This window comes from Jatrophihabitans sp., assembly GCF_046262535.1.
Taxonomy (GTDB): Bacteria; Actinomycetota; Actinomycetes; order Mycobacteriales; family Jatrophihabitantaceae; genus Jatrophihabitans.
On record NZ_JBHEMO010000103.1, the window covers coordinates 1 to 6418 of the forward strand.

6 protein-coding genes are annotated in these 6418 nt (G+C 66.5%); all 6 read left to right on the forward strand.

The features are described from left to right. A partial coding sequence (locus ABR571_RS14265; protein ID WP_409453868.1) for an ANTAR domain-containing response regulator occupies positions 1 to 369 on the forward strand: 369 nt, incomplete at its 5' end. Between the two features lie 162 nt (positions 370 to 531). Beyond that, entirely contained in the window at positions 532 to 1740 is a 1209-nt protein-coding gene (locus tag ABR571_RS14270) for a branched-chain amino acid ABC transporter substrate-binding protein (protein ID WP_409453869.1), read from the forward strand. A 121-nt stretch (positions 1741 to 1861) separates the two neighbouring features. After that, entirely contained in the window at positions 1862 to 2791 is a 930-nt protein-coding gene (locus tag ABR571_RS14275; RefSeq protein WP_409453870.1) for a branched-chain amino acid ABC transporter permease, read from the forward strand. After that, the gene (locus ABR571_RS14280; protein ID WP_409453871.1) at positions 2788 to 5076 is read left to right on the forward strand and encodes a branched-chain amino acid ABC transporter permease; all 2289 of its coding nucleotides are present in this window, start codon (positions 2788 to 2790) and stop codon (positions 5074 to 5076) included. The genes ABR571_RS14275 and ABR571_RS14280 overlap by 4 nt, the downstream gene beginning before the upstream one ends. Then, on the forward strand, positions 5073 to 5975 hold the full coding sequence (locus tag ABR571_RS14285; RefSeq protein ID WP_409453872.1) for an ABC transporter ATP-binding protein: 903 nt from the start codon (positions 5073 to 5075) through the stop codon (positions 5973 to 5975). Before ABR571_RS14280 ends, ABR571_RS14285 begins: the two co-directional genes overlap by 4 nt. After that, positions 5968 to 6418: ABC transporter ATP-binding protein (locus tag ABR571_RS14290; RefSeq protein WP_409453873.1), on the forward strand; the 451-nt coding region annotated here is incomplete at its 3' end. The genes ABR571_RS14285 and ABR571_RS14290, both read left to right, overlap by 8 nt.

Below are 6418 nucleotides of genomic sequence, written 5' to 3' on the forward strand. Positions count from 1 at the left end.
CCGGTGGTCATGCTGACCGCGTTCAGCCAGCGCGACCTCATCGAACGGGCCCGGGACGCGGGGGCGATGGCCTACCTCGTCAAGCCGTTCCAGAAGCGCGACCTCCTGCCTGCGATCGAGATGGCCACGTCCCGATTCGCCGAGATCCGCGCCCTGGAGTCCGAGGTGACGGGCCTGCGGGAGCGCCTGGAGGCCCGCAAGCTCATAGAACGCGCGAAGGGCGCGCTGATGACCAAACACGGCCTCAGCGAGCCGGAGGCGTTCCGCTGGATCCAGCGGGCGGCCATGGACAACCGCACGTCGATGCGCGCGGTGGCCGACCTCGTGCTCAGCGGCGGCTCCGACGTCCCGGCGGATACCGGCGAGTAGACGGACATATCGGCGTTAACTCCGGTTGAGATTTGATTACGACGCAGGACTCGGGCCCGACGCTGGTTCCGATGATCGACGTATTGGGCTAACGTCCGGCCATCCGGCGCTGACAATTAGGTGGCGCCGTAGAACCACGATGCCCTCACAGGAGGCTCAGCAGTGCGATCCCGCATAATCACCACAGTTGTGGTACTGACGACGGCGAGTGCCCTGGCACTCACCGGTTGTTCCAGCAGCAAGAAGAGCAGCAGCAAGTCCGGCGGCGGACTCGGCGGCGGCAGCAAATCCAGCGGCGCCGCGAGCACCAACAAGACCTACAAGATTGGGTTCCAGGGCGCGTTGTCCGGCGACAACCAGCAGCTCGGCATCAACGAGATCAACTCGGTGAATCTCGCGGTGAAGCAGGCCAATGACAAGGGTGACCTCGGCTTCAAGCTGCAGGTGCTGAAGTCCGATGACGGCGGCGACGCCGCGAAGGCTCCGGCGGCCGCCCAGACCCTCATCCAGGACCCCGCCGTCGTCGGCGTCGTTGGCCCGATCTTCTCCGGCCCGACCTCAGCGACGGGCAAGGCCTACGCCACCGCGGGCATGGGCCTGATCAGCCCGTCGGCCACCAACGCCGATTTGACCAAGTCCGGCTTCAGCACATTTCACCGGATCGTCCCGACCGACGGTGTCGAGGGCATCGCGGCCGCCGACTACCTGGCCGCGAAGTACAAGAAGGTGTTCGTCGTGGACGACACCACCGTCTACGGCAAGGGCGTCGCCGACGTCGTGCGCGGCGAGCTGACCAAGAAGGGCGTCACGGTCCAGAGTCAGGGTGTCGCACAGAACACCCAGGACTACGGCGCGATCGCCCAGCGGGTGGCCGGCTCGGGTGTCCAGGCGATGTTCTACGGCGGGTACGACGCGCAGGCGGCCCTGCTCGCCAAGGCGCTGAAGGCCGCTGGATACAAGGGCGTCGCGATGTCCGGCAACGGCGGCAAGTCGAGCAAGTTCGAGACCGGTTCGGGTGCGGCCGGCAACGGCTTCCTGTTCAGCTGCGGCTGCCAGGACGCCACCACGGCTCCCGAGGCGAAGGCGTTCAACACGGCCTATACGGCGGCGTACCACACCCCGCCGTCGACGTACTCCCCCGAGGCTTACGACGCCACCAACGCGATGATCCAGGCAATCAAGGATGCCGCCTCGAAGGGCACGGTCACCCGCGCCGCGGTCGAGAGTGCGATCACGGCGTTGGACTACAAGGGCATCACCACGACGATCAAGTTCGCCCCCAACGGCGAGGTTGCCCAGGCGACGGTGAACCTTTACGAACAGAAGAATGGCAAGATCGTCGAACTGGGCGACATCAAGAACCAGAAGTAGTCGAGAAGCACTACGGGGCGAGGGGCGCCGTCTGATCCGCGCATGGATCGGATTGCGCCCCTTGCACTCGCCTGGGTACGGCTGGGCGGACCCGCCTCCCCGCGCCGCTCGGAAGGTCTCGATGACTGACTTCATGAACTACCTCGTACTCGGCCTGACTCGCGGGTCGATGTACGCACTCATCGCGCTGGGCTACACGCTGGTCTACGGCGTCCTGCAGCTGATCAATTTCGCGCACAGCGAAGTGTTCATGTCCGGAGCCTTCGGCAGCTTCATCGTGATCCACGCGATCGTGGGCAACGGCCAAAGCACCGACTCGTGGGCCGTGCCGCTGCTGATCGTCCTGGGGATCGTGTCCGGCGGTGTCACGGCCGCGACCGTCGCCTGGACCCTCGAACGGGTCGCCTATCGCCCGCTGCGGAAACGCGGCGCGCCCAAGCTCGCGTTCCTGATCAGCGCCATCGGGGCCTCGTTCTTCCTGTCCCAGTTGGCGGGCAAGCTCTTCCACCGTTTCCAGAACCAGCCCTTCCCGGCGTTCTACAACGAGGACGCCGTGGCCTTCCACGTCTTCGGCGCGCGGGTCCGCGTCATCCAGCTCGTCATCGTCGGCGCGGCCATCGTGATGATGCTGTTCCTCGACCGGCTGGTGACCAAGACCAAGCTCGGCCGGGGCATCCGGGCGGTCTCGGAGGACGCGCCGACCGCGGCGCTGATGGGTATCGACATCGACCGCACCATCTCCCGCACCTTCGTGATCGGCGGTGCCCTTGGCGGCGCCGCGGGTTTCCTGTTCGGGCTGACGCTCGGCTTCGGCAACCAGATGGGCTTCCTGCCCGGCGTCAAGGCTTTCGCCGCCGCGGTGCTCGGCGGCATCGGCAACATCCGCGGCGCCATGATCGGCGGCCTGCTGCTGGGCATCGTCGAGAACATGGTGCCGCTGGTCGGCATCGACACGAAGTGGACCGACGTCGTGGCCTTCGTCGTCCTCGTGCTCGTGCTGATGTTCAGGCCCACCGGCATTCTGGGTGAGCGACTGGGGCGGGCAGCATGAGTACTCCTCGCATCAACGTGCCGGGCGTCGGCTCGAGCGTCGACTACAAGGGCCTCGGCAAGCGCCTGCTCGCCTGCCTGATCGGCTCGCTCGTACTGGCGCTCATGATCGGAGACCAAGAGGGTAGCGACCAGGATTACGGGCTGGAGTTCCGGACATCGCTGTTGCACCCGCGGGTGTTCGTCTTCCTGGCGATCGGGCTGCTGGGGTTCGTCGCCATCACCTTCTGGCCGACGGTGAAGACCTACATCCGGCGCCCAGGAGTTCTCCCGCTGGTATCGGGCACTCTTGCCGCCATCGCCGGGCTGTTCCTCATGAAGTGGTACGACGGCACCGGCGTCGGCGACGGCAAGTTCGGCGGGGTCCGGGCAGCGGTCGACAACACCTCGGGGCTGAACGCGCTCACCTCGGCGTTCTTCTCCTGGCTGGCCTACGCGGCCCTCCTTGGCATCCTGGCCATCGGCACCGTCGCGATCATCAAAGGGCCGCGCAGAATCGGGTGGGCGGGAACCGCGATCGGGCTCTTCACCGCTGTGGTCGCCTGGCGGGCGCACAACGATGTCGTCGACATCGCCGGCCCCTCGGGCGCCGACCACTCTCTCGGCTACGGCGCGGCCACGATCGGGTACGTCGTCCTCGCCTTCGGGTGCGCCGTCGTCGCGGTCTCCAAGGAGGAACTTGCCGCCAGCCGGGCCTTCGTCAACCGCGTGTTCGCCTGGCGCCCCGGCAGCACCCTCGTGGCCCTGGGGTTGGTACTGGGCCTGGTGGCATTCATGGAGGCGCGCTGGTTCGATCCCAACGGCCGGAACTCCACCTTCTCGAGCACCTATGGCGTTTTCCAGCCCGCCGGGCTGACATCCTGGGCCCTGGCCTACCTGCACTGGCTGGGCTGGGTCCTGTTCGGGGTGACACTGATCGTGACCGGCGCAGGCGTATACCTCCGCTCTCGCCCGCTCGCCTGGGTCGGCTTCGCCCTCGGCGTCGCCGCGTCGATCTACACAGTCGCCACGATGTACAAGTACAGCGATCTCGCCGCCGGGCTCGACCCGACCCTGGGCACCACCTGGAACAACCTCGGCACCGGGACTTGGATCGCGGCCGCCGCATTCCTCGTCCTCGGCGGCGGCGGATACATCGCCGCCACTTCGGTGGCTTCGCGCGAGGACACGGGCGCGGACAGGCCGGTACCGGTTACCAGCGAGAGCGGCGGCTTCTTCACCGCCCCCGGCGCCACTCGGACGTTGCTGATCGTCGCCGTCGCCTTCGCGCTCTTCTATCCACCGACGGCGACGTCGTTCTGGCAGAAGGTGTTAGTCAGCGAGGTCGGCATCTACGTGCTGCTGGCCGTCGGCCTGAATGTGGTAGTCGGTTGGGCTGGCCTGCTCGACCTCGGATTCATCGCGTTCTACGCGATCGGGTCGTACACCACCGCCTATTTCACCGGGTCGCTCCCGATCCACCCCCCGTCCTGGTTGACGATGAGCCCGCTGCTGGCCATCCCGTTCGCGGTCGCCATCTGCCTGCTGGCCGGACTGGCGCTGGGCGCCCCGACCTTGCGACTGCGGGGCGACTACCTCGCCATCGTCACCCTCGGGTTCGGCGAGATCATCCGCATCATCGCGAACAATGCCGACAACGTCACCAACGGCAGCCGGGGAACCGCAGTCGACCCCTCCAGGGGCGTCAACAACGTGCCGAACCCGGCCATCCATCTAGGTCCGCTGCACGTGAGGTGGGGGCAGAACCAGTTGCAGTACTGGTACCTGCTGCTCGTGTTCGTGATCGTCGTCGTGGTCGCCTTCCGGCGCCTGGAGAACTCCCGGATCGGGCGGGCGTGGGCCGCGATCCGCGAGGACGAGGTGGCCGCCCAGGCCAGCGGCGTGAACACCTTCCGGATCAAGCTGCTGGCCTTCGCGATCGGCGCGTCGACCTCTGGTCTGGCCGGTGTCTTCTTCGCCAGCCAGATCGGATTCTTCAACCCCGACAACTTCGTGCTGAACAACTCCATCCTCGTCGTCGCCTACGTCGTCTTCGGCGGCATGGGCTCGCTGCCCGGGGCCATGGCCGGCGCCGCGTTGCTGACCTGGCTACCGGAGTTTCTGAAGGACCAGGTTCCCGCCAACGACCGGCAGATGTGGATCGGGGCCGTCGTGTTGCTGATGATGATCTTCCGGCCGTCCGGGCTGATCCCGGCCAAGCGGCGCCGGGCCGAGCTCGAGGGCATCGGCGATGAGCACGCCCGTGAGCGTGCCGGCGTCCCCGCCCGTATGGGAGGCACGGTATGACGCACGGAGCCGGATCGAGCGAAGACCTCGTCTTCGACGTCGAGCACGTCACTCTGCGTTTCGGGGGTGTCGTCAGCCTCAATGACGTCACCATCAAGATGTACCGCGGCGAGATCCTGGCCGTGATCGGTCCCAACGGCGCCGGTAAGACGTCGCTGTTCAACTCGCTCACCGGCGTCTACACACCCCAGGAGGGCTCGATCACCTTGGTTGGCCGGGTCGGCGCGGCGGCGGTCAGCGTGATCGGGAAGAAGACGCACATCATCAACCACCTCGGGGTCGCCCGGACCTTCCAAAACATCCGGCTCTTCCCGGCGCTCACCGCCTTGGAGAACGTGAAAATCGGCATCGAGACCCGGCAGAAATCCGGCCCGGTATCGGCGATGCTCGGGTTGCCGCGACAGCGGCGCGAGGAGCAGGCGAGCACCGAAGGTGCGTACAAGTTGCTGCGCGAAGTCGGCTTGGCCAACCGGGCCAATGAACTCGCCGCGTCACTGGCTTACGGCGAGCAGCGGCGGCTCGAGATCGCCCGGGCACTCGGGACCGAACCGGGAGTGCTGCTGCTCGACGAGCCTGCTGCCGGTACGAACCCGGTCGAGAAACGGGAGCTGGCCGAGCTCATCTTGCGCATCAACGCCGAGCGGGCGGTCAGTGTTCTGCTCATCGAGCACGACATGAAACTTGTCATGTCGGTCGCCCATCGCATCATCGTCCTGAACTTCGGCGAGAAGATCGCCGAGGGCACACCGCAGGAAATCCAGCGGAATCCCGTCGTCATCGCCGCGTATCTGGGGACGTCGGCCGAAGAAGCCGAAGGCCAGGCCGCCGACCAGCCGGAGCTGCACTTGATCGAGATGGAGCACGTCGCGGCGGCGAGGGAGGGCGATCGCGATGAATGAGCCGCCGACCGACCTCGAGAACAAGTCGGGTACGAACTCGCGCCGGGTACTGCTCGAGGTCGACCACATCGAGGTCCGCTATGGCACGATCGCCGCGCTCAAGGGCATCAGCTTCACGGTGGACGACGGCGAGATCGTGGCGCTGCTCGGCGCCAACGGCGCCGGGAAGACGACGACACAGAAGACTGTCTCGGGCATGCTGCGCCCGGCCCTCGGCTCGATCACCTTCGACGGCAAGCGCATCGACGGCATTCCGGCCCACGAGCTGATCCGGCTGGGTATCTGCCACGTCCCGGAGGGCCGCCACGTCTTTCCGCGAATGACCGTGGCCGAGAATCTGGAAATGGGTGCCTTCCGGTTCAAGTCCACCGATCAGGCGGATCTCGAGCGCGTCTACGAGCTGTTCCCGCGCCTGAAGGAGCGGATCAAGCAACAGGCGGGCA